The sequence below is a fragment of the Microcoleus sp. N9_A1 genome, assembly GCF_036701795.1.
Classification (GTDB): Bacteria; Cyanobacteriota; Cyanobacteriia; order Cyanobacteriales; family Microcoleaceae; genus Microcoleus.
In genome coordinates, this window is record NZ_JAUBRI010000004.1 from 147445 (window position 1) to 169016 (window position 21572).

Below are 21572 nucleotides of genomic sequence, written 5' to 3' on the forward strand. Positions count from 1 at the left end.
GTTTTGCTTGGCGATCGCCTTTTAAGTTAAAGGAGGTTATTTTGCCTTTCACTGCTATTTATGGGCTTCCTGGTCGTGGCAAAAGTTTGTTGATGTTGCAACATGGATTGCGGATAGCTGAAAAGTATAAGTTGCGGCTTGTTACTAACTTTAACCTTGACCCTTTACCTTTAGCTTATTACTGTAAAATTAATAATTTAAAATGGGTTTGGGAAAATATTCCTAAAGGCATTATTTATTATGTATCTAGCAATAAAAACTTTGCTCAATTTCTTCAAATTCAAAGAGCTGTAATATTGTTGGATGAGATGGGTTTGTACGCTCCATCTGCACAGTCCTGGACTCTGCCTGCTGAAGCTTTTAATGCAGTTGCTAATAATCGCAAAATGTGCCAACATATAGTGTATGCAGCGCAATATCCTACTCAGGTACATTCATCGCTGCATCAGATTTGTTCAGAAATTTTATATGCTGAAGGGACTACCATTTGGAGTGAGGAATTAGGTAACGAGCGCTTGCTTTTTAAGGACTGTCATTTATTTATGCCAAGTGAGTTTGAGGTTTGGTTTCGCGACCCAAAAGTTCGTAAAAATCCTATTAAAGTTTGGGTTCTTGCTACCAAGCATTGGAAAGGCATAATTAGTGCTTTAGATGCTCATACTTTTAGAATTTATGATAGCTTTGGCCTTCTTGAAAAGCAGGATGATAAAGTTTCACTTGATAAGAGTTTTGGCTATCAGCCTTATGTAATTGATTCTGCTTGTTCTGTTGAACTTTCGGCACAAGACCTTCTTGATGAAGGTCATACTTTTGATGAAATAGAGGAAAAACTAGACCAATACTATAAGGCTGATAGATTCAAGAAGAAGCGGATTTATGAAGCCAGCAATAATTATCCTTTTGTTGCTTGGAAGTTACAGGGTGAGATTCCTTTTCCAGGGCCTCATATTTTTCAAAAGAAGTTGATTCCTTTGTGGAATATGCTTCCTGCTGCTAGCTATTTAGGATTGAAAAAATTGGACTTACGAATTACTAAGGAGTGTTTGATTTGGGATAAATTAGATAAACAGGTTAAAGATGGATATAAAATAATGTGTAGGGTGTTTATTGGGTTAGTATTATGTTTTATTAGTTCATTAATGGTTAATGTGTTTCTACCTAGAAATTTTTGGTTAGCGTTTGTTTGTTTCGCAGGCTCCTTTTATTTACCTGTTCAAATGTTTAAGTAATATGGAATATCTTTCTCGAAACATTAGAATTGATTGGTTGCGGTTTCAGGTGTCTAGTTACCATCCTATGCTCCGACAAATTGAGCGGACTTTGGGATTACCGTTTGAGCGTAAGCAGCAGCAATTGCAAGATGCTCGTGATACTAATATTCTTGCTTTAAACAAAATTTGGCATGAAGTTCACGAATTCCAAGGTAGTTTGATAGGTACTCGTTATCCTGCCGCTGGAAGTCATGAACCTTATAAGCATTTTGTTGACCTCAATGGCTCTACTCTTGCGGGTGTTAGTTTTAACAAGATTGCTACTCTTTTAGCTTTTTGTCAGTTTGAGGAAGAGTTTATTGCCAACAGAATTGATATTGCGCTTGATTTTCCCGTCCAAAATCCTCGGTTGTCGCGTCGTTACTGGGAGGTTTTTTTGGCTGATAATTTGCTTGTTGGTTATCGTGCTGTTAAACGCATTTCTAATTCTGGCAATAACCGACCTGGTACTACAGTTTATTTAGGTTCTCGCGAGTCAGAGCGATTTGTGAGGATTTATGATAAGAATATTGATGGTGTAGATTACGATCGGCTTGAGATTGAATTCAAACGTACTCGCGCTGAATGGATTATGCAGGAGATGGTTTCTTGTCCTGTTGAGGAATTGCCTAAATTTTTAAATGGTGTGGTTTGCGGTCAAATTAATTTTTCCCGACAGCGTGAGGATATAGAATTTTTCAAAGATTACAAGTATGGCTCCATATCTGTTCCCGCTCCATCGCTTCATTTGGACATTGAGCGTTCGATTGCTTTTATTGAAAAGCACTGCGCTACTTTGGCGATGATTGAGGAATTTATGGGGTCAGAGCGTTTCGACAAATTTATGCGATCGATGCTGGCGGCTGGTAAGCTGCGGATGAAGCCGCGTCACCGCACTATTTTGGAGAATGCTAAATTTTTGGGTGTGACTGCACTTGGAGTGTTTTTATTTTTAATTCAAACTCCTGGGGCGATTGCTGGCGGTTTAACTTGCCCTGCGCCGGTGCCGCTGTCGTTTCAATTTGCTCAAAAGTTCCCGATTGACATTGTGAATCCAACTCCTGCAGAGCAGGCTTATTTTGACAATATTGGTGATGGCTGTTTTCAAATTAACTCTGGTCTTAACTTCGATCGCATTTGCCTTCCCGGCATGATTGTCAATGCGCTCAAACCTTTTGTGATTATGGGTTTAGGTATAAAGTTTATATTTAGCGACTAACATGATTAACTTGATTTTGCCTTTTTATATTGCGACTGCGCCTGCTCCGCCTCCAGTTTATACTTGGTGCGTATTTCAGATGATACAAACTAATACTAAAGAGATGATTTCGACGGCTTACGGCATGGGTAATGTGCCTGTTGGTGTTGATTTGTCAAGTTTGTGTCAGTCTTTTTACACTCGGGATATTCGCGCTGAGGACAAGCCTTTAGAATTGGTGATTTCTAATGGTTCTCAATCTACATCTGACCCTGATGCTTTTTGGCTTAACAATACTTGGCGGCGCAACTTAACGGCTGCTGAGCTTGAGCAATATGATTGTCTGTTTAATAAAGGTGGTAGTTTGGCTTTATCTGACAAAGTTCTTGATTTAATGCCAGTTTCTCCTGATTCAATTAGAATACCGGCTTTGATGATTGCAGCTATTGACTCTGTGAATTCCCCTATTATGCGGTACGCTGCGGTTGTGCTTTATTCTACTGGTTTGCCTGTGATGATGATTGCAGGACTTGTTAAGGCTTGGCGTTTAGCTTCTAGAAAATAATATGCTTTTAAGGTATGCTAAATTAGCAGGTGGGTTAAGGCTGTTGATTGCTACTGCTGCCCCGTTGGTTGTTACTACTGTTTCTACTATTAGCATTCGCTCTGGTCTTTATATAATAGGTTTTGGTTTGGGCAGTATTTTATCTGTTTGGTTGCCAGTTGTAGCTCTTTTAGTTAGCGTTACTGGTGCATTTAATTCATTTTCAAATAACAGTGAATGCGAGGATTATCGCGCCGAAATGGCTAGAATCGAAGCGATTAATCTTCAGATAATGGAAGCTTATCGAATTTCTTATCAAGCTTGGAGTGATGGACCTTATAAAAGTTATTTAGTTGCAGCTCAAGCATTAGCTTTAAGTGCTGCTGAACAATCTAAGGTAACTTGTGCTAGCGAAGCTGAGTCTGTTTCTTGTATAGTTTGTGGTGGGGGTGGTATTCAAGGTCTTACTTGTGTTACTTCTACTTGTTACCCTCGTAATAATTGTGAATCTCGTGAGTTTGAAAGACTTAATACAGGTCTTAGTGAGCCTTTTCCTCCTCTTTATCCTGAGCTTTTATCGTTTTCACCTTCTTCTGGTGGTTGTGGTTCTAGTGACTCTCCCGGCATGGATTGCCCTGCTGGTAAAAAGGTTTGGCTTCAGGTTGTCTGGGGGTCTCCTGGCGGTAAAGCTTCTGATTCTAAAGGTTGTTTTTTAATTGCATACAGTCAGGATACTTACAATGTTCCTGTTGAAATTGAATACAATCCTTATTTACCTGCTCCTTTTGTTACTGAGAGGGCTTTATCTTATTATTTGGTTAAGGGCGATCGCTTTCGCGGTGTTAGTTCTACTGATTGGAAAAATTTAGAGTCTGTTTCTGGTTGGGATAAAGGTTATTGGATTGCTGAGAATGTCGATCCTGAGTGTCGGGGTTGGCGGCCTGGCTGGAGTCGAAAGGTAAAATGAAGAATTTAAAATCGATTTTATTTCAATCTTTTAAGGCGGCAATTGGTTTTAATATCTTTACGATTGTTTTGGCAATATTTTATATTTTGGTTGTAGAACAATACGCTCGACCTTTTAATTTTAAACTTGCTGTTGAATTTGGAACTGCTGTATCTGGGTTGAAAATTTTTGATACTGCTGACACTGCAAATTTTCGGATTTCTCCTTCATGGTTGGTTGTTGAGTCTAAATTCAGTTTTTTTATTCCTGCTGCTGAATTTCGCGCTGATTCAAAATATCAGTCTCCTCGACTTCAGGAATGGTGCAAGACTCGCAATTGCTGCGCTCATCGCATGGCTTACAATGATAATCGTAGGTTAAACTTTAAATGTTTTACTATAGATGATTGGTTTATTAATAACAGTAATTTTTTAGATCCTTTTTATCAGGGTGTGGCTATGATTCCTTTGGATAATTTTTTAAAAAGTTTGCCTAAAGGTTCGCGAGTAATAATTAACGAGCCGCTTGTATTTTTTCAGCAACACAAACTTAATTTTGCTATTTTTGAAAAATGGGTTGTTGGTTTGGCTGCTAAGCATCCACATCTGAATTTTCAGGTTGGGATTCAATTTCACTTTCAATGGCTTGATTTGCAATTTCTTGCTTTGTCTGACGGGGTATTGTTTTCTCAACTCGCTCAATTTTTTCGGCAGCATAAAATACCTTGGGGGATTTCTGAGTTTTCCACATACGATCGCGTTTGGCGGCGGCGTTTGATTACCCCTTTTAATAAATCTTCTGATCGCGGTAAGCTTATTTCTCAAATTGAGTTTTTTGTTCCCGACCGACTGCGCCGCGCTGTTGTTTTGCATCAGGCTTATTGGATTCACCGCGAAGCTGTTCGGTCTGGTGCAAATTTTATTGTTGAGTGGGGGAATTTTCCGCTGATTTGGTTTTCACATGAAATCGATTCGGATTATCGATCGACTTTTGCGTTGTTTGATTGGGATGGTAAGCCTTTGCCGATGTATTGGGCTATCGCTCGCGGTATTGCTGATGGGAAAAGATAATTTTTTGCTACAATGAAAAAACGAGCTGTGTACAAGCGAAAATTAGCGCGTGTTTTTAAGTCTGTACTTTTAGAGATAGATAGCTTGCAATCTTATACAGCGGATGAGGCTTGTAAACGAATTCTAGAAATATCCTACAAAAAATCACTTAAGTGATAAACCGATTTGTTAAAAACGTGGGCCGGGGGGGGAGCCGGGTTATGGCCCGCCCTCCCGGCCGCGCCGGTGAAGATTTAGGGCGCCGCAGGCCAACCGGGGTGAGTAATACCCGGTATAACCTAAAGAAGTTGACATAAATTCACTAGAGGTGATAATATGCCTCATTTAGTTTTATATTTTGTATGAAGAGACAATATTTTATCCGTGTCTTGTTTCAACGGATTGCGCGGCTAAAGCGCGAACGCGATTTTTACCGTTATCAAGCTCGGTGTTTGGCTTGCGCTCTGAAGTTTTACCAGCGTCGCTACTAGCTTCTACTGTAGAGCTTGTTGTAGGGACAGTTGTGACGATGGGTCTGACGCTTAAGGATCTAACCAGCGGATATTGTTTGCGGTTTTGCTTCTCATTGCATCTCTGAATGCGTTAGCTGTCATCTGAACCCTCCAAGCTGCTTCTCGCCCGATTTTGTTGTCTGTTTTGGTAAAAACAAAAGTCCCTCGTTGAAACTGACTTTTGCTGGGTTTTGCCCCCGTCAGCTCCTTGATTTTGGAACTGGGTAGCAGGATTATGTGATTAGCCGCATATTCCAGCGCTTTGTAGTTTGCGATCGGGTCTTGTTTGGCGCCGAAGTGGCGGGCGATCGCCTCAACTAACTGCAAGGTTTCGTTGAAGTTGTCCAGTTGTCCAGTTGACTTGTCTAGTTGTCCACTAGACAAAGATTCTACATCCCTTGGAAATTCCCAGATTTTGGCTCCTGGGTTGCTTTTCAGAAATTTGTCCAGCTTGTCCAGTTCGTCCAGTGCGTCGCTGGATATTTCGCCCCGACTGACTGGAGTTATTTGCAGTGCCTTCATGCGATCGTACACAGATTGTTTGCTGGCGAGGCCGTAGCGAGTTTGCAGTTCTGAGATTTTCATTGGTTGATAATTTCTAAGATTTTACTGATTGGTTCCCCGCTTCTGAGAGCTGTCCTCACTGCCGGACATTTGCTGCCTGGACAGTATTTCGCCCGCTGCCGCTTCCCCTCCATCCAGCGGTAACTGTAGTAAGGGCCCGTGCATCCCGTTTCAGGGCAATTGATTGAATGCTGTTTGCCGTTAACTCGGATTTTGTAGTGACTTTCAAGCCAGCCGTTGCCGCCGTATCCTTTGTCTGAGTTGTAGTAGTTTTTGGCTGCTGCAACTTCTTCCCCTACAACAGACTTTGCAATTGATTGCGCTGCGGGGGAGATTTCCCCTACAACAGGCTCGACAGTTAACTTGGTCGCTGCAAGTTCCCCTACAACAGACTCTGCAATTGATTGCGCTGCGGGGGAGATTTCCTCTACAACAGGCTCGACAGTTAATTTAACTTCCTCTGGATATAAAAAATCCCACTGATTAATGTGGGGATTCCAGAACTTGAGACTGCCGTTGATGGGGTGTATTTGGCTGATTCGGAAAACTTCGCCGCGTTTAACCCATGCTGCGACTGCTGGCTTTCTCCGCAGTTTTACATAATCACCGGCTTTGTACAGGCTTCCGGTCGCGGCGTCTGTGTCAAAGAGTGAAAGCTGATTACTGTTCATGTCTTATTGGGCGATCATGTTCCCGGTTCCATCCCATTTCTAGGATTTTGTAAGTCACTGGATAGTTTTTGAAGATTTCTTGCAGTTGCAGTGCCGTACAAATTGCAATTTCTGTAAATTCACTGGTCGCGTTTGGGTGTCGACTCGCAAGTTGAATGTGGGTAATTATGGCAAATACTGCGATTTCAGGGAGTTTGACCCCTATAGGCTGTGAATTTTTGATTTGTTTGAGTTCATCGGTAAATGCTTTGATGTCTTCTTCTTCGCTGTTGGTGTTCATTTGTAGTAATGCAGTAAGTAAATAAGTGCCGGTCTCTCCCGGCTGTCACTCCACTTTGATTGGCTTGGAAGTAACTTTGTGACACGGCCGCCAATCCTGTCGGTCTGGGAACCCCTCGGGTATCAGTGTCATTCCCGTTATTTGAATAGTTATAGGGGTCTAGCGTTTAGCCCTGGCAGGTGTCGCCAGCTTGTTTTGAATTAATTCAGTTTATAGAGCTACACATCGCAGCTTCCTGGACGCAGCATTCAAATTCAGTCTTTGTCATAGTTATAGCGGTTTTCAGTTTTTTCTATGTGTAACTTCAGTTTAAGGAAGAAGGAAGAAGGAAGAAGGAAAAAGGTGCCGGTCTCTCCCGGCTGTCACTCCACTTTGATTGGGGAAGGGGTTTATGTTCCTCTTTTTTGAGCTTAAGGCCTTTCCCTAGTCCTCGTTGTTCCCAGGTATCAAGCTCTTTCCTGAGTCCGCGCTTCTGAATTTACCCCCTGGCAGGTGTCGCCAGTTTTTAGTTAATTAACGAAAGCTGCCGTTGTCCTATCCGGCGGCTAATACATCAGAGAGTCCCGATGGTGCGGGGGATTAATCACACGGATTTGTTCGCTTGTTTGAGAAAATGAGACTTCAATCAGACCTAGAGGCTCAAATTCAAGGTCTGAGAGTTGTTTTTTACTAATTTATTATGTGCCTTTATATTGCCATATGTCAATACGCTGGCATATAATAAAAGGAGATTCTACAGTAATGCCGGTGAGAAATTGTCTTAAGCCAGTTTTAGAGAAAAGGCTTCAAATACCTAGGTTGACTCCTTATAGATTTGGAAAGTTAACTGGTTTGGGTCGTGGTACTTCGGATAAAATCAACGATCCAAATTGGGTTCCTAATGAGAGGACTTTGGAGATAATTTGTAAGACTTTTCGTTTGCAACCAGGGGAATTTCTTTATTGGGTTCCCGAAGATTCGTCTACTGAGCAAGGTTGAGATTGTTTGTTAAATTATTTCTGTCAGTATATTGACATATGCCTTTATACTGGCATCTAATAGATTTAGTTTAGTTTCAGATACCCCTGTAACTCTCTCTGGGCTTGTGTTAGAAGGCTCAAGCCCTTTTCCTCAAACTATGTACACCTACACTGCTTTTCAACTTGAATCAAAGACCTTTGGTGAACTCAAGTCGATCGCCCGTGAGCTCGATATTGTTCCGTCAGGCGACAGACGGTGCCGCCAAGCTTGGATTGATGCCATTGTTGGCGTCGAACTTCCGCTCCTGGCGTTGATTGAAACTTCCTCCGGTTCCAAAGTCGATCGAGTCCACGAGCGGAAAGAAATTTCCGGTTCCAAAGTCGATCGAGTCCACCAGCCAATCGCATCAGCTGCCAAAACTTCCCCCGGTGTCACTTTTTCTGATAGATTTTTGGCTCGTTACTTTCCCCCTCAGTCTGAAGTTCACTATCAAGCTGATGTCAACGGGCAATTGACCTTGCTTGATTTTGAGGTACTGGCAACTGATGAACCGCCAGACCCTGATGATTTTGATTGCCTTGATCACTTTTGTCAGGCGATGTCTGCTTGGGATGCTGAAAATCTTGAGCTTTTGGAAGTTTCTTTAGATTCTATGGTTTACTGGGCACCTTGCCCCGAAGAGTGGTATTGGCCGCTAGTTGAAGATGTCAAGCGCTGTCCTTGTGGTGCTGTCCCTGCAATTCTCTGTGATGGCAGCACTGTTACTCACATTGCTCCCGATCGCATTGTTTTCATACCTTGTTATAAGCATCAGTTAGTTGAGGGTTTTGTCGGCGCTCGATCGCCTCCAGTGGGTGATGCTGTATTTTGATTTTCGTTTCCATCTAGCTTGCTATCTTGCTTCTTTGTGCGATCGCTTTTTGGAGGATAAAGGGCGATCGCTTCTTCTGTACTAACTACCAATTACTCCAATGATTAACATTAAAATTACTGTTCCGGTTTACAAGCGCGATGAATGGGGTCAATTCGACCGCAAATCTAATGTTGAAATTGCTGCTGATGCAGAAACTTTTTCTGAAGCTTATCTTTTTCTAAGAACTCAGATTGATGAGTTGTTGCAACAGTCAGGTGCAGAGAATACTCTTTTGCTTAATCTTCATGGTTTGCAGAAAGAAATTGCTAACAAAGAAAGGACTCTTGAGCATCTCGACAAAAAAATACAAGTTGCTAAAAATCAATTGCAGCGACTTCAAAGTTTTCTTCAACGATTGGGGATTGACCCTGATTCATATTCTTTGTTTATCGCTGATAAACCTATAGATTCTGCTGTTGCTGTGGAGGCAGAAGTTGACCCTATCCCTTTTGATTCTGAGACGGACGAAGATATTTCTCACGAGTTTTAACCATGCAATTTGTTACTGCTGATTTTTTAGATGATACTTGGGAGCCACCTGCAACTGAGTATCAGCCTCTCCTAGATTTTGAATCTGAGATTTTTTCTGAAGTTCCGCACAACGACTTTTCACTTTTAACCCAGAAAATCAAGCGGTCATTTTTGGATTATTGCCGTCAAGGCATCATGCTTGAAGCTGTCCGTCGTTATCGTTTGTACAAACGGCAGTACAAGGACTTTGCCGACTACTGCAAGAACGCTTTAGGGCGTTCCTCTACTTATTGCCAGACAATTATCAAAGCCACTAAAGTTTGTATGGACTTGATTAAGTCTAATTTTCAGATTTTGCCTACTTCTGTATCTCAAGCGATGCCTTTGTGGAAGTTTGCAAAAGTTGATTCTGGTGGTAATTCTGAACTCTCCGAAAAATGGTCTGAGATTATTGAATCTATTCCAGCTCACCAAATTACTGTTGCTAAAATTCAAGAGACTTTAGACGAAAACCCTGAAGATAGAGCCAAGCAAGTTCGTATTAAGGGTAAAGCTTACAAGCTTCTGCAAGAAAAAGCTGCTGCTGCTGGAATGTCTGTATCAGAGTATCTTGAGTATTTGATTGTTGGTGGATTGCTTCCTGAAGACGAGTTATCTAATCAGGAAGAGGAAGAATTTCCCGGTGGGCGATCGGACGAACAGATTGCTGATGCAGAATATACCCTAGAGCAAAAAGTAATTTTGGAGGAATTGGATACTGTTTTTAAAAATAGTGTTGAATTTGATTTGAAATCGCCTGATGATGGTCGTTTAACTCAGCGGCCGAAACTTCCCCTCTTTAAAAAAGGGAGGAGTAGCGGATTGAGTCCAAATCATCCGTCAGTCAATCAGTTTGTAACTTAGGGCTTTAAAAATGAAACAAGCTGTAGTGGCTTTTCTCGCTTCATAAGCTCAGTTATTACTTGATTGATTGCAATCTTCCCTGCAATTTATAGCTTTAAGAGTGAATTAGGCTTCTGGCCTTTGGGTGATTCATAAGCTTTGCTATGGGGATTTGGAAACTATCACCTGTAAAAATTGAATGCAAATTATCGGACTTGACATCAGCAAGGCCTCAGTTTCTGCTTGCCTTTTGCTAGAAAAACCAACTGAACCTCGACAATTTTATTACGATTGCGACTTTCACAAATTTGACGCTACGGCTTCTGGAATTTCTGGATTGCTGGCCTTGATTGGTGGCGATACAGGTAACACGATCGCAATTATGGAACCGACTGGGGTAAATTATTCTCGCCTCTGGGGAACTCAGCTTGCTCGCGCTGGCGTGGAAGTGCGCCTTGTCGGTCATAAAGAGTTGCGTTCGTTCCGCGAGCACCATTTGGGATTGCCTGACAAAGATGATGATGCCGATGCTCTTGCCCTGGCGATTTATGGTTGGGATTTTCTTGAAGTTCCCCGGCGATTTGTCCAAGTGCGATCGCAAACAATTGTCGAAATTCGCCGGCTTGTCCTTCGGCTTGCTCACTTGAATCGTGTTCAATCGCCTATTATCAACCGTGCTCGTCAAGATTTAGCTTGGCAGTTTCCAGAGGTCGCGCTTGTGCGATCGGTGCGGACTGGAGAAAAAGTGCCGTTGTTGTGGGGCTGGTTGTGTGAACAGCGGCAGTCTGTTAAGTATGATTTGATGCTCGAAAAGTCGATTGGACTCGGATTAACTGATGAACTTCGCCGCCACGCTGCGCGTATTTGCGACATCCAGCGAGAAGAGATGGTGCTTGAATTTCAACTTTCCAAGCTTGTTTCCGAGCCTCAGTTTTTACCCTACCGTAAAGTTTTTGCCCGGTTTGGATTTGGTCGCAGAGTCGAGGCCCTTTTATTGTCGCAAATATACCCATTTGAAAATTATCTGCTCGACGGCAAACCAGATGTGAAGATTCGTAAAGGCCGAAATTCTGGTAAACCTACTAAGCGGCATTTGTCACTTCGGCGATTTTGTAAGGCTTTGGGGTACGCTCCATCTCAAGAGTCCAGCGGTGATTTGCAAAAATCCAAGGTCAGTGGTGGTAGTGATTTGTGTCGGCGCGCGCTCTGGCAATGGATATTCACTAGGATTGAACCAGTTCGTGCTCGACTTCATAATGATATTGGCGATCGGCTCGGTGCAATCATGGATGCGGAAAAACTCAGCGGTCGGCCGGTGCGGTTAGTGCGATCGCGTGTGGCGGCTAAAGCTGTTAAGTTGTTGTTCAAGGAATTTGTGCTTGAGCTTGTTCAATCTAAAATCTAAAATCTAATTTCTAGCGGGGTTTTTGTCAGGGGCCGCAAGATTTCCGGCGAAGTGTCAAATATATAATTTGGCCCCTGCAAAAATTCCGCCACCTGTCCGGTAGGACACCAAAGTATATTTTCGTAGCGTTTAATTTTTTGTCGCTTTAAAATCTAGAATTGTTAGAGTGAAGCGAGTGTTAACGTTTAAAGCCTAGGAACCGGGCTTTTGAGAATTAAAAATTAAACAATGGTAAGGTGCGCGCCGAGCACCCTACTAATTTCTAATTCTCGGCCCTATTTCCCATGCCCCATGCCCTATGAATGATTCTCAAGCATCACCAAATCCATCAAAACCTGTTCATCCCCTAAAGCGGCTGCTAAAGTACGGGCGCCGCTACCGCGTGAAAGCTTGGCTAGCAAGTATTTGTTCGTTGCTGAATAAATTCTTTGATTTAGCGCCGCCAGCATTAATCGGTATTGCCGTTGATGTGGTGGTGAAACAGCAAGATTCTATCCTCGCTCAGTGGGGCATAAAAGATGTCTTTTGGCAACTGGCAATTATCACTCTTGTGAGCGCGATTGTTTGGACGTTGGAATCGGTTTTTGAATATGCCTATGATTATTTGTGGCGCAATTTGGCTCAGGATATTGAACACGATTTGCGTCTGGAAGCTTACAGCCATTTGCAGGAATTAGAATTAGCTTATTTTGAAGAACGCAGCACGGGCGGTTTGATTTCTATTCTCAATGATGATATCAATCAACTCGAACGTTTTTTGGACGACGGCGCTAATGAGGTGATTCAGGTAATTACAACGGTTATTGTGATTGGCGCGGCTTTTTTTGCTGCATCTCCTGGTGTGGCTGGGCTGTCAATGCTACCGATACCTTTTATTATTTGGGGTTCGATAGCCTTTCAAAATCGCCTTGCTCCTCTGTATGCTGACGTGCGGGACAAGGTGAGTTTTCTGAACGGGCAACTGTCGAATAATTTGATGGGAATTACTACTATTAAAAGTTTTACTTCCGAAGATTATGAAATTAAGCGCATCGAAACACAAAGCCAAGCTTATCAGCAAAGCAACCGGCGGGCGATCGTACTTTCGGCAGCTTTTATTCCGCTGATTCGGGTTGTGATTTTCTTGGGGTTTATTGCAACACTATTTCTGGGTGGTTTGGAGGTGGTGGCGGGCCGATTGTCTGTGGGAACTTACAGCGTTTTGGTGTTTCTGACGCAGCGGTTGCTGTGGCCGCTGACTCGTCTGGGAGATACTCTCGATCAATACCAACGCGCCATGGCTTCTACTAATCGGGTGATGCAGTTGTTGGATACTCCGATCGCCATTCGCACGGGCGATATTCGGCTGCCGGTTAGTTCGATTAAGGGCGAGTTGGTATTTAAAAATGTTACCTTTTCTTATAATCAAAGAAAACCGATTTTGCAGTATTTTTCCTTGACTCTGCCGGCGGGAAAAACTACTGCGATTGTTGGGGCTACTGGTTCGGGAAAAAGTACGCTGGTGAAGCTAATTTTGAGGCTGTACGAGGTACAGTACGGCAATATTTATCTCGACGGTATAGAATTAAATAACCTGAATTTAAAAGATTTGCGGAGATCGATCGGATTGGTGAGTCAAGATGTGTTTTTGTTTCACGGTACGGTGGCAGAAAATATTGCTTACGGCAGTTTTGAGACAAGCAATCGAGAGATAGTAAATGCTGCGAAAATTGCGGAGGCTCACGAGTTTATCGCCCAATTGCCGGATGGTTACAACACTATTGTAGGGGAACGCGGTCAAAAATTGTCGGGGGGTCAGCGGCAGCGAATTGCAATTGCCAGGGCTGTTTTGAAGAATCCGCCGATTTTGATTCTTGACGAAGCTACTTCAGCGGTGGATAACGAGACTGAGGCGGCAATTCAGCGATCGCTCGAACGAATTACCAAGAATCGCACTACAATTGCGATCGCCCACCGTCTTTCTACTGTCCGCAATGCCGATTGCATTTGTGTCATGGAAGAGGGGCTGGTGGTAGAATCGGGGCAGCACGAACAACTGATCGAACAGGACGGAATTTATGCGGCGCTCTGGCGCGTGCAATCTGGTATAAGATAGAAACGCAGCGGTTTTGAATAATTGGGAATTGGGAATTGGTAATTGGTAATTGGTAATTGGTAATTGGTAATATCATGTCTGGTAGCATCATAAGTATATGGGCGGGGCGGGTTTATGAGATAATTAGTTTGACAGGTAGATTGTTGGTAAAACCCGCCCCTACGAGATCGAAAATTATCCGATCGCGAATCAACCAGACATGATATAGTTGGTAATTTGAATCCTAACTAATGACAACTGCCAACTGCCAACTGCTAACTGACAACTGACTGCAAAATATTAGTTTATACAAACAAGAAGAGAAAATGTTTCTATTTGATAGCCCTGAGTCCAAACCCAACGAAAATAGCTGGAGCCGCAAATTAGATAAATTCGTGAAAGCTAATCAACATGAATTGGCTGCTTTGGCTTGGGGGCTATTTCTGGAAAGGGGAGAGGAAAGCGAGGAGATTTTAGCAATTGATATTGCAGAAACTGCGCGTTTTGTGTATTGTAAGAAAGAGGCGGTTGAGGAGTTGAACCGTCAAGTAAAAAGTCATATTCAGGAAGTTGTAGGTGTGTTGAACGCTCACAAACCTGAGAAGGAAGTGGCGATTTTGGCGATCGGCGAAGGTCAAATTAAGTTGATTTTTTTTGAACCTAAGCCTGAACCTCCTGTTTGTTTTGAGGAAGCCGCAACAGATGTTGATACATTGTTGGCTAAGCTGGAACAGCAGATGGGTGAATGTATGAAAGGATAATGTAAAATGAATGCAATTGCTGTTCGATACCTGCAGCCCTTACAGTGCTGCGGGGTTCAGGATATCCTGTTTTTTGAGCCGTTGCTCACTTATCAGAATAACCAGCAATCAAAATAACCAGCGGGCGGCGAATTGTCATGAAAAATTTGAGCTTTGTTTAAAGTAGGTACAGCCTCCGCCAATTCTCTACCTACTTTTACCTCAAGCGCCCTGTCTGTTAATGGAAAGGAAAATTGATGGCTATCTTGCAAATGTTTTGCCTTAGCAACAATCTCATCTTTCTCCAAAATCTGGCTGTTGCTACCAATTAAAATGCTATTACTTTCCTGGCAAACACACACGCACACGTGAGAAAACACACTTTGAAAAGTCTTGATTTTATCGGCATAAAACTTATCTCTTTGCAGCATATTTACTAGCACAACTCCCTCGCTTGACAAGCGTTTTTCGCAGAGGTGATAAAATTCTTTGGTGGCTAGGCGGTGCGGAAAGTAGCCGTTGCCAAAAGCTACGTCGATCATGATGATATCGTACTGAGTATCTGATTTTTGCTGCTCTAAATACTCTCTGCCGTCTTGAATTGTTACAGTCAGCCGATCGTCAAACTGCACCCCGAAACACTGTGTAGCTGCTTGGATCGCGATCGGATCGACATCCGTACATTCTATAACAGTTTCCGGCAAATAGTGGTGCAAAACTAAGGGAATTCTGCCGCCGCCAAATCCAGCTATGTAGATTCTTTGAGGTTGGCTTTGCCACACTAAACCCAACATCATCGCCTGAGTATATTCAGACACTAGATGTAAAGGATTGTTTAAATCCAAAACAGATTGTAGTAAATCTGTTTGCTGATTTACTTTTTCTACTAAAGATAGCTTAATGTGCGATCGCTCTTTTGTGACTGCAACATAGTGAACACCAGACTCTTTGCAAAAAATAACTTTGTCTGGCTGTTGCTGCAGCCAAGCCAGCCGCTGTTGAATGGCAGCTAAATTCATAAGTTGCCAATTTTTGCGATCGTCAATCATTTAATACCAAATCCCACTTATTTTTTAGTCTGTACAGGCGGACGAGAGTTTGTGTAAATGCGATTTTAATCGCCGATATGTATAAATTAAGCAGACAGTATCCGTTTATATGCCACCAACTCCAAACCTGAAACCGAAAGTTCCACTTTTTCCCAGTCTTCCTTGTCACCTTCCAACTTTTCAAAGGCTGCTGAGGTGAGCAAAATCTCTCCGCGTTCCGCCAAATCCTCTCCCAGCTTTGATGCCAGATTAAATTCCGATCCGTACATATCCTCTCCTTCCAGCATCAAAACATCGCCACAGCCAATACCAATGCAGAGGTAAATATCCATTTCCGGGGGCAGTGTCGTGTTGACAGCCGCCGTGTGTTTCAAAGAGTCTATCGCAGCTTCCACCGCTGATTTTACATCTGGAAAAACTGCAAAAATATTGTCTGCTTCCTCCTTAACTACAGTGCCACCGTATTCGGAAATTAGCGGTTTGACAATTCCGTGCATCCGGTGAATCATTGCCAAAAAATGAATAATTCCGTAGCGGACTGTCGTGCGCGAAAATCCCGACATATCCATTACTAAAATGGCGTAATTTTTGCGAAAAGTGGCATTAATTTTTTCATCAATTTCAGCAATTCTTTCGGGATATTCGTTTCTTTCTTGCAGCAACTTTTCCAAGTTAGCGCGGTTATTTGTTTTCATTTTGGTTTAGTTTAATTAAATTCCCAATCGCGACACAGTTCTTGAGGGCGGCCAGCAGGATGCACTGCACAAGTGATGCCATCCCTGCCGTAATAATAATCGCACACTTTGCAGGGTTTAGTTTGCTCTAATTTTTTCATCAAAATTGCCCGAATTGTCTGGACTCGGTTGCGATACTTGTTGGCATTCGAGTGACTCGGTTCAATTGCCAACGCTTGCTCGAAAGCTGCTAAGCTGGAATCGTACAATTTAATAATTTGAGAACTGTATTTTGTCCAAGCATCGGCATGGCTTTGATACAGTTCGACTGTACTTAAATTTAAAATTCCGTATTCTGTCCAAGCGTCCGCTGAAGCTCGATCGAACTTAATATTGGCATTGAGCAAAACTTTTTTGATCGTTGCCAAAAGTTCCCTTGGCTGCCAAGGTTTGCTAACATAAGCCTCCGCGCGATCGCCCTGGAACCTCGCAAATAAAGCTAACTGCTGTCCCTTGCCTGTTAAAAATACCACGGGTATGTTCCGAGTTTCGGGATTAGCTTTAATTAAACGACAAACCCCGTAGCCGTCCAGACGGGGCATTATGACATCTAATAATACTAAATCAGGGCAATTTTTCTCAAGTTTAGCCAGCGCTTCCACACCGTCAGATGCCTGAATTACATTCAATCCGCTGCATCTCAACTGATGTGAAATGCACTCCCGCTGGCTGCGGGAATCTTCCACCACTAAAACTGTACTCATCACTACCCACCTGGTTTCTGAGGTAAACTTGTTCGCTGCTTCGAGTAACCCTTGCTGAAATCAGTTTACCCGCCTTGGATGAGTTTGTTATCACTGGCAAGCTAAACTTACTCAAATTGCAACAAATCTTAAACTGGGGAGGCAAAGTGATACTTATCAGAAAATGCTGGTTGCTAATACCCGGAAAAATATTCGATATTTGGGCGACAAATATTGAGCTTTTAAGCCTTAATAGCGGCAAAATGTACTGATTTCGGGCGAAAACCTTGTTGAATTGCAACAGATAATCCGCTACTGTATACGTTGAACTTCTGAAGGACGACAAATGAATCGATTGCTCCTCACTTTATTGGTAAGTCCGACGCTGTTTGGATCTGTGATGTCTTTGAGCGCGATCGCAAATCCCGCTCAAATTGGCGAAACACCAGGCAAATCGGCTGATTCGCCCAACTGCGTGCGATCGCCTCACACTCAGCGCCTGACTTGCGTGCGGCTTCCTGGCAAGTCTGCTGCTGCGGCTTCTAAGCCGAGAATTAGTTGGCAGCGCCCGGGCGAAGAACGGGTGGCGATGCTGGATTTTTCGGAAGAAGAAAGTGATGCGGCGGCGGTGCTGTTTGGCTGCGACTGCCAGGCGTGTATCAACAGGCTGCGACAGTTACGCGGTGTGCCGCCTCTGGATCTGACTTGAGGCCGATCGATCAAACAGCATTGGGAGTCAGTCTCAAAAACCTGGTTTCCGATCGCTGCGGGCTTTGGAATGCCTTTAGCTTTCTCACTTTTAAAGAAATTGTAGTCAATTTGTTGCAGGATTTCTAGAGATTTTTTATCTCTCAAAACCGGGTCTCTACTTTTTAGCTAGAACTTGTTTAAGTTGAGCAGTTGCTTGCTCAATTTTTTCTATACTACCTGGGTTGACCAATCCGTAGTAGTCAAAAACGTAAACTCGATTATTTTTTGTGGCTGTTAGTTTATTCCAAAATGAATCAGATTTAAATTGATCTAAAATTCCTTCTCCCCGATCGACTATAATGATTACTTCAGGATTAGCCTCTAAAACCTTTTCCGCTGAAAGCGTCACGTAGCCTCGCATAGGGCTATCTCCTTGCAATTGGGCTGCGACATTTTTCACGTTAAACTTACCCAGCAAATCTCCAGCCCAACTGCTTTGATTCGGCGATAAAATCGGTTGTCTGCTTACCAAAACTAAAGTGGCGGGGCTTTGATTCGGAATGTCTGTTAAAAATGTTTGGTAGCGTTTTAACAGAGGTTCGGGATTCGTATTGAGGGATTTAGCTAAGGTTGTTGTTAACTCTTCTAGGGATTTCCAGCTATCAACTTTAGTGAGTAAAGTTTTAATTCCAAGCTGCTGCAATTTTTGCATTGTTTGGTCATGAAATCCCGACGCACCTACTACCAAATCCGGTTTCAATGCGATGATTTTTTCTAAATTAGGAGGGGTGCGTTCGGCAGTGACTGCGGTAATCCCTGTAAATTTGGGGTTGCTGCTGACTAATGCGCTGCCGGGAATTCCTACAAGTTTGGTTGGGTCGAGTTGATGGATAATATCGGCAGTTAAAGGTGTTAAAGCTACAACTTTTTGTGCTGATTCCCTGTTAGTTGTTTGTGGTTGATTAACTGGCGGCGAAACAGTAGGAGTTGATGGCTGAATTTGGGGTGAAGTGGCGGCGGAGCAAGCGGTAAATGCTAAACTCAGCAACAGGATAGCGGTACGAGAAAACAAAGTTTTGTACATAGTTTAGGCGGGAGTTACAGCAAGTGTAGGCCAGGTTGAGACAGAATTGACGGGAAGTTCGATCGCACGAAATGATTGTTGACTGTTGACTGTTGACTGTTGACTGTTGACTGTTTGGATATTTGAACAATACCGATGCAACCGGAAACGATCGGATGGGAAGTTCGATCGCACTTTAGCGCTTAATGATTTAAATATCAATAGTTTACGGTAGATTTTGTATAAAAAACCGCCTTTCTTGCCTGCACTCGGATTTTTTAAGTATCTCTTAAGTTTTATTCTACCCTTTAGAACCACTACTAGGCAATAGTTTAAAGCCTGTGGCACTCAGTATAGAATAGCGGATTGGGGCAATAAGTTAATAGAAATAATTCTGAATAAGTTTGGAACTTAGTGCGAGGAAAAGGTTATACTTATCATAAAAGTATTAAGTGTGAAGAGTGGGAGCGATCGCACAAATCTGCAAGCCTACAGAAGTTTCTAAAATGATAGCTTCTACGCCAAAAATTTTAGCTAAATTATTAGGAGTTAAAACTTCTGCGGGAGTTCCTACACAAAAAAGTTCCCCTTTATTTAACATGGCAATCCGCGAACTGTACCTAGCCGCTAAATTAATTTCATGCAGCACCGTAATAATCGTCAATTTTTGTTCTAGATTTAGTTGGTTAAGCAGCTCTAACAATTGCAACTGATAGCAAATATCTAAATAAGTAGTAGGCTCATCTAATAGCAAAACTTGCGGATTTTGAGCCAAAGCTAAGGCGAGGAACGCGCGCTGGCGTTCGCCTCCTGAGAGTTGTTCGACAGGGCGATCGCGAAATTCCTCAATCCCAGTTTGAGCGATCGCAACTTCCACCTTTTCCGCATCTTCCTTGCTCAATTCCCACTGCCACCAACCCTGATGAGGAGAACGCCCCAAACTAACTAATTGCCTTACCGTCAAACCTTCCGGTACTGTTTGCTGCTGCGGCAAAATCGCTAATTTTTGAGCGACAACAGCCGCAGGTTGAGTATGAATAGCCTTGCCATCAAGCAACACACTTCCTTGCTGCGGAGTTAGGATGCGGCTAACTAACTTCAAGAAAGTAGACTTACCAGAACCGTTGGCACCGATGAGACTCAACCACTCACCAGGTTGCAAAGATAAAGTGATGTTGTGGGCGATCGCAACTTCGCCGTAACCCCCAGTTAAATTTTGAATTTGTAAAGACATTATATTTTATTATTGGTTATTGGTAATCGGTAATCGGTAATCGGTAATTAATTTTGCGTCTTCCTTCTTCCCTCTTCCTTCTTCCTTCTTCCTTCTTCCCTCTTCCTTCTTCCCTCTTCCTTCTTCCTTCTTCCTTCTTTCCTACTGACTAGAACGCCGATAAAGCAGCCAGACAAACAGCGGAGAACCCAACAAAGCCGTAACCGTACCCACAGGCAATTCTACCGCACCCAAACGAGCCAAAAAATCCGCAAAAGTCAACACCCAAGCACCGCCGATCGCACTCAGCGGCAACACAAACCGATAATCATTACCAACCAACAAACGCACCCCGTGAGGCACAACCAATCCCACAAAACCAATTAATCCGCCGATGCTGACAGCACTCGCAGCTAGCAAAGTAGCAACACCCCCAATCAACAAGCGCGATCGTACCAGCGAAACCCCCAAACCAACAGCTAAATCGTCGCCCAAAGCCAGCAAATTTATCGATCGCCCCAAAAAACATCCTAACAGCAAAGCAGCCAAAATATAAGGTGCAGCAACCTGCAAATCTGACCAACCGCGACCGTTCAAACTGCCGATCAACCAATTCAAAGCAGCTTGCAAGCGGCTGTCTTCAGCTAACAGCAGCAGTGTAGTTTGTATTGCCCCAAACAGAGAACTCACAGCCACACCAGCTAAAACTAAACGTTCAACAGAAATCCCCGTTTTAGTTTTTCCCAAAAAGTAGACCAGCATCGAAGTTAAAATAGCACCTATCCAAGCCGCCAAAGGCACCCAAGTTTGAAATATTCCCAAAGTCAGCATGGTAATCGCAACCAACCCTGCACCAGCCGAAATTCCTAATACAAAAGGATCGGCTAAACCGTTGCGGAGCAAACCTTGCAGCAAAGCCCCCGACATTCCCAAAGCCCCACCAACTGTCAGCGCTGCCCCAACTCTGGGCAAACGCAATTCCCAGAAAATAGTCTGATTGACAGCATCGCCTCGGTGCAGAAATGCTTGCCACAATTGATCGGTACTCATCGGTACCGCACCAAAAGAAAGCGAAAGAGCGATGGTTAACAGCAAACCCAATCCTAAGAATATAACTGCCTGAAAAACTCGATATTTTAGCCAGATTTTTTGCAAATTCACTAGATTACACCACTTGAATTTAAAAAATAAAGTGCGATATGTCCTCCGTTTAGATTTGCGGAACGATCGAACTCGTTAACTACAATAACCCATTTACCAGAAGGCGGCGACCGTGGGAGCAGATGAACAGCCGACGATCGAAAAACTCTACATATCGCGCTATTTGTCTGAGGGGTTGCAAATTTTCAGAAATGTGGTATTGTCAGAAGTAATCGGTTCTGGTGGAGATCACCCACTAGAGGAAACGGGGAAAGTCCGGTGCGAACCCGGCGCTGTCCCGCAACTGTGATGAAGCGTACAATCGTTTCTTAGTCAGGATGCCCGCCGATTGTATCGTTTCATTTAACCCATCTGCGAGGTACGGATGTATTCAGCATTTTGTTTTCAATTCGATTCTCTTTCAGAGACGCTGCGCGATCGGCGATTATACTCCTTAACCCGTGAGAAACCTGTGGTGGAATTGGTTTCTAGGGCGAGATAGCAAGTTTGAAAAACTAACATGAACAGCATTATCTAGTTT

The 21572-nt window shown here is 43.1% G+C and carries 21 protein-coding genes and 1 riboswitch; of the genes, 12 read left to right on the forward strand and 9 right to left on the reverse strand.

Annotated features, from left to right (window positions below; genetic code table 11):
- The first annotated feature begins 41 nt into the window (after positions 1-41).
- From QUA58_RS03175 to QUA58_RS03195, 5 genes are all read left to right on the forward strand, one after another.
- Positions 42-1229, forward strand: a complete 1188-nt coding sequence (locus QUA58_RS03175; protein WP_333393000.1) for a hypothetical protein — start codon at positions 42-44, stop codon at positions 1227-1229.
- A gap of 67 nt (positions 1230-1296) precedes the next feature.
- Complete coding sequence (locus QUA58_RS03180; RefSeq protein ID WP_333393001.1) at positions 1297-2469, forward strand: replication initiation factor domain-containing protein; 1173 nt, start codon at positions 1297-1299, stop codon at positions 2467-2469.
- Between the two features lies 1 nt (position 2470).
- Entirely contained in the window at positions 2471-3013 is a 543-nt protein-coding gene (locus tag QUA58_RS03185; protein WP_333393002.1) for a hypothetical protein, read from the forward strand.
- A gap of 1 nt (position 3014) precedes the next feature.
- Complete coding sequence (locus QUA58_RS03190; protein ID WP_333393004.1) at positions 3015-3959, forward strand: hypothetical protein; 945 nt, start codon at positions 3015-3017, stop codon at positions 3957-3959.
- Positions 3956-5008, forward strand: coding sequence for a hypothetical protein (locus QUA58_RS03195; protein WP_333393005.1), 1053 nt, complete (start codon positions 3956-3958; stop codon positions 5006-5008). The genes QUA58_RS03190 and QUA58_RS03195 overlap by 4 nt, the downstream gene beginning before the upstream one ends.
- A 521-nt stretch (positions 5009-5529) precedes the next feature.
- On the opposite strand, the gene QUA58_RS03200 is transcribed toward QUA58_RS03195, so the two are convergent.
- Genes QUA58_RS03200 through QUA58_RS03210 form a run of 3 tightly spaced genes read right to left on the reverse strand, consistent with a single transcriptional unit; the run spans position 5530 to position 7014 of the window.
- Entirely contained in the window at positions 5530-6084 is a 555-nt protein-coding gene (locus QUA58_RS03200; protein ID WP_333393007.1) for a hypothetical protein, read from the reverse strand.
- Complete coding sequence (locus QUA58_RS03205; protein WP_333393008.1) at positions 6081-6734, reverse strand: hypothetical protein; 654 nt, start codon at positions 6732-6734, stop codon at positions 6081-6083. Before QUA58_RS03205 ends, QUA58_RS03200 begins: the two co-directional genes overlap by 4 nt.
- Positions 6724-7014 (reverse strand): hypothetical protein, encoded by a 291-nt coding sequence (locus QUA58_RS03210; RefSeq protein ID WP_333393009.1) that lies wholly within the window; start codon positions 7012-7014, stop codon positions 6724-6726. Before QUA58_RS03210 ends, QUA58_RS03205 begins: the two co-directional genes overlap by 11 nt.
- 1117 nt (positions 7015-8131) lie before the next feature.
- Between QUA58_RS03210 and QUA58_RS03215 the strand changes: the two genes are divergently transcribed.
- The 6 genes from QUA58_RS03215 to ccmS all read left to right on the forward strand — a co-directional run bounded on the left by QUA58_RS03215 (position 8132) and on the right by ccmS (position 14480).
- On the forward strand, positions 8132-8845 hold the full coding sequence (locus tag QUA58_RS03215; RefSeq protein WP_333393011.1) for a hypothetical protein: 714 nt from the start codon (positions 8132-8134) through the stop codon (positions 8843-8845).
- Positions 8846-8945: 100 nt separating this feature from the next.
- Complete coding sequence (locus tag QUA58_RS03220) at positions 8946-9377, forward strand: hypothetical protein (RefSeq protein WP_333393013.1); 432 nt, start codon at positions 8946-8948, stop codon at positions 9375-9377.
- Positions 9378-9379: 2 nt separating this feature from the next.
- A complete protein-coding gene (locus tag QUA58_RS03225; protein WP_333393015.1) occupies positions 9380-10261 on the forward strand; it encodes a hypothetical protein in 882 nt (293 codons plus the stop codon).
- A gap of 178 nt (positions 10262-10439) precedes the next feature.
- Positions 10440-11645, forward strand: a complete 1206-nt coding sequence (locus QUA58_RS03230) for an IS110 family transposase (RefSeq protein WP_333393016.1) — start codon at positions 10440-10442, stop codon at positions 11643-11645.
- 298 nt (positions 11646-11943) lie between these two features.
- Entirely contained in the window at positions 11944-13740 is a 1797-nt protein-coding gene (locus tag QUA58_RS03235) for an ABC transporter ATP-binding protein (RefSeq protein WP_333253077.1), read from the forward strand.
- A 305-nt stretch (positions 13741-14045) separates the two neighbouring features.
- Positions 14046-14480, forward strand: coding sequence for a beta-carboxysome assembly chaperone CcmS (gene ccmS, locus QUA58_RS03240; protein WP_333253078.1), 435 nt, complete (start codon positions 14046-14048; stop codon positions 14478-14480).
- 92 nt (positions 14481-14572) lie between these two features.
- Here ccmS and QUA58_RS03245 read toward each other — a convergent pair whose 3' ends face one another.
- The 3 genes from QUA58_RS03245 to QUA58_RS03255 form a co-directional block, all read right to left on the reverse strand.
- Positions 14573-15508 (reverse strand): fused MFS/spermidine synthase, encoded by a 936-nt coding sequence (locus tag QUA58_RS03245; RefSeq protein ID WP_333393017.1) that lies wholly within the window; start codon positions 15506-15508, stop codon positions 14573-14575.
- Positions 15509-15594: 86 nt separating this feature from the next.
- Positions 15595-16203, reverse strand: a complete 609-nt coding sequence (locus QUA58_RS03250) for an adenylate/guanylate cyclase domain-containing protein (RefSeq protein WP_333366562.1) — start codon at positions 16201-16203, stop codon at positions 15595-15597.
- An 11-nt stretch (positions 16204-16214) separates the two neighbouring features.
- Complete coding sequence (locus QUA58_RS03255) at positions 16215-16946, reverse strand: response regulator (RefSeq protein WP_333253082.1); 732 nt, start codon at positions 16944-16946, stop codon at positions 16215-16217.
- Positions 16947-17271: 325 nt separating this feature from the next.
- Between QUA58_RS03255 and QUA58_RS03260 the strand changes: the two genes are divergently transcribed.
- Positions 17272-17634, forward strand: coding sequence for a hypothetical protein (locus QUA58_RS03260; RefSeq protein WP_333253084.1), 363 nt, complete (start codon positions 17272-17274; stop codon positions 17632-17634).
- A 156-nt stretch (positions 17635-17790) separates the two neighbouring features.
- Here the strand turns inward: QUA58_RS03260 and QUA58_RS03265 are convergent, their stop codons facing one another.
- From QUA58_RS03265 to QUA58_RS03275, 3 genes are all read right to left on the reverse strand, one after another.
- Positions 17791-18699, reverse strand: a complete 909-nt coding sequence (locus QUA58_RS03265) for an ABC transporter substrate-binding protein (protein WP_333253086.1) — start codon at positions 18697-18699, stop codon at positions 17791-17793.
- 427 nt (positions 18700-19126) lie between these two features.
- Positions 19127-19912 carry an ABC transporter ATP-binding protein gene (locus tag QUA58_RS03270; protein ID WP_333393019.1) on the reverse strand — a complete coding sequence of 262 codons (786 nt, stop codon included), beginning with the start codon at positions 19910-19912 and terminating at the stop codon, positions 19127-19129.
- Between the two features lie 141 nt (positions 19913-20053).
- Positions 20054-21052 (reverse strand): iron ABC transporter permease, encoded by a 999-nt coding sequence (locus QUA58_RS03275; RefSeq protein ID WP_333393020.1) that lies wholly within the window; start codon positions 21050-21052, stop codon positions 20054-20056.
- A gap of 196 nt (positions 21053-21248) precedes the next feature.
- A riboswitch (cobalamin riboswitch) is annotated at positions 21249-21395 on the forward strand.
- Positions 21396-21572 lie beyond the last annotated feature (177 nt).

Coding starts and splice junctions, on each gene's coding strand:
- QUA58_RS03190 (WP_333393004.1), top strand. CDS start 3,015: ATGCTTTTAAGGTATGCTAAATTAGCAGGTGGGTTAAGGCTGTTGATT.
- QUA58_RS03195 (WP_333393005.1), top strand. CDS start 3,956: ATGAAGAATTTAAAATCGATTTTATTTCAATCTTTTAAGGCGGCAATT.
- QUA58_RS03255 (WP_333253082.1), bottom strand. CDS start 16,946: ATGAGTACAGTTTTAGTGGTGGAAGATTCCCGCAGCCAGCGGGAGTGC.
- QUA58_RS03200 (WP_333393007.1), bottom strand. CDS start 6,084: ATGAAAATCTCAGAACTGCAAACTCGCTACGGCCTCGCCAGCAAACAA.
- QUA58_RS03215 (WP_333393011.1), top strand. CDS start 8,132: ATGTACACCTACACTGCTTTTCAACTTGAATCAAAGACCTTTGGTGAA.
- QUA58_RS03250 (WP_333366562.1), bottom strand. CDS start 16,203: ATGAAAACAAATAACCGCGCTAACTTGGAAAAGTTGCTGCAAGAAAGA.
- QUA58_RS03225 (WP_333393015.1), top strand. CDS start 9,380: ATGCAATTTGTTACTGCTGATTTTTTAGATGATACTTGGGAGCCACCT.
- QUA58_RS03265 (WP_333253086.1), bottom strand. CDS start 18,699: ATGTACAAAACTTTGTTTTCTCGTACCGCTATCCTGTTGCTGAGTTTA.
- QUA58_RS03205 (WP_333393008.1), bottom strand. CDS start 6,734: ATGAACAGTAATCAGCTTTCACTCTTTGACACAGACGCCGCGACCGGA.
- QUA58_RS03210 (WP_333393009.1), bottom strand. CDS start 7,014: ATGAACACCAACAGCGAAGAAGAAGACATCAAAGCATTTACCGATGAA.
- QUA58_RS03180 (WP_333393001.1), top strand. CDS start 1,297: ATGCTCCGACAAATTGAGCGGACTTTGGGATTACCGTTTGAGCGTAAG.
- QUA58_RS03270 (WP_333393019.1), bottom strand. CDS start 19,912: ATGTCTTTACAAATTCAAAATTTAACTGGGGGTTACGGCGAAGTTGCG.
- QUA58_RS03245 (WP_333393017.1), bottom strand. CDS start 15,508: ATGATTGACGATCGCAAAAATTGGCAACTTATGAATTTAGCTGCCATT.
- QUA58_RS03260 (WP_333253084.1), top strand. CDS start 17,272: ATGAATCGATTGCTCCTCACTTTATTGGTAAGTCCGACGCTGTTTGGA.
- QUA58_RS03220 (WP_333393013.1), top strand. CDS start 8,946: ATGATTAACATTAAAATTACTGTTCCGGTTTACAAGCGCGATGAATGG.
- QUA58_RS03185 (WP_333393002.1), top strand. CDS start 2,471: ATGATTAACTTGATTTTGCCTTTTTATATTGCGACTGCGCCTGCTCCG.
- QUA58_RS03235 (WP_333253077.1), top strand. CDS start 11,944: ATGAATGATTCTCAAGCATCACCAAATCCATCAAAACCTGTTCATCCC.
- ccmS (WP_333253078.1), top strand. CDS start 14,046: ATGTTTCTATTTGATAGCCCTGAGTCCAAACCCAACGAAAATAGCTGG.
- QUA58_RS03230 (WP_333393016.1), top strand. CDS start 10,440: ATGCAAATTATCGGACTTGACATCAGCAAGGCCTCAGTTTCTGCTTGC.